A 1,378-nucleotide genomic window follows, 5' to 3' on the forward strand; every position below is an offset into this window, starting at 1 on the left:
CGCCCACGACGGATAGGGACCGAACTGTCTCACGACGTTCTGAACCCAGCTCGCGTACCGCTTTAATGGGCGAACAGCCCAACCCTTGGGACCGACTACAGCCCCAGGATGCGATGAGCCGACATCGAGGTGCCAAACCTCCCCGTCGATGTGGACTCTTGGGGGAGATAAGCCTGTTATCCCCGGGGTAGCTTTTATCCGTTGAGCGACGGCCCTTCCATTCGGTACCGCCGGATCACTAAGCCCGACTTTCGTCCCTGCTCGACTTGTAGGTCTCGCAGTCAAGCTCCCTTCTGCCTTTACACTCTGCGAATGATTTCCAACCATTCTGAGGGAACCTTTGGGCGCCTCCGTTACTCTTTAGGAGGCGACCGCCCCAGTCAAACTGCCCACCTGACACTGTCTCCGAACCGGATCACGGTTCTGGGTTAGAATGTCCGTACAGCCAGGGTGGTATCCCACCGACGCCTCATCGTAAGCTAGCGCTCACGAGTCTCAGGCTCCCACCTATCCTGTACAAGCTGTACCAACATGCAATATCAGGCTACAGTAAAGCTCCACGGGGTCTTTCCGTCCTGTCGCGGGTAATGCGCATCTTCACGCATCGTATAATTTCACCGGGTCTCTCGTTGAGACAGTGCCCAAGTCGTTGCACCTTTCGTGCGGGTCGGAACTTACCCGACAAGGAATTTCGCTACCTTAGGACCGTTATAGTTACGGCCGCCGTTTACTGGGGCTTCGGTTCAACGCTTCGCCATATGGCTAACGCATCCCCTTAACCTTCCAGCACCGGGCAGGTGTCAGCCCCTATACTTCGCCTTTCGGCTTCGCAGAGACCTGTGTTTTTGCTAAACAGTCGCTTGGGCCTTTTCACTGCGGCTTCTCGTTCAAAAGAAGCACCCCTTCTCCCGAAGTTACGGGGTCATTTTGCCGAGTTCCTTAACGAGAGTTCTCCCGATCACCTTAGGATTCTCTCCTCGCCTACCTGTGTCGGTTTGCGGTACGGGCACCTATGACCTTACTAGAGGCTTTTCTTGGCAGTGTGAAATCAGGAACTTCGGTACTTTTGTTCCCTCCCCATCACAGCTTGTGATTGCCAGACGGATTTGCCTATCTGACTCACTCACTGCTTGGGCGCACATCCAATTGTGCGCTTTCCTTATCCTACTGCGTCCCCCCATCGTTCAAACGGTCATGAGGTGGTACAGGAATATCCACCTGTTGTCCATCGCCTACGCCTTTCGGCCTCGGCTTAGGTCCCGACTAACCCTGAGCGGACGAGCCTTCCTCAGGAAACCTTAGGCATTCGGTGTAGAAGATTCTCACTTCTATTTCGCTACTCATACCGGCATTCTCACTTCTAAGCGCTCCACCAATC

The 1,378-nt window shown here is 54.6% G+C and carries 1 rRNA gene (cut by a window edge); it reads right to left on the bottom strand.

The features are described 5' to 3' along the window. Window positions 1-1,378: ribosomal RNA gene (locus NC797_RS17995) — 23S ribosomal RNA — on the bottom strand; its annotated part runs 1,345 nt beyond the window's last position; the annotation flags it as partial.

The sequence above is a fragment of the Terrihalobacillus insolitus genome (genome assembly GCF_028416575.1).
In the GTDB taxonomy this organism is placed as follows: Bacteria; Bacillota; Bacilli; order Bacillales; family Amphibacillaceae; genus Terrihalobacillus; species Terrihalobacillus insolitus.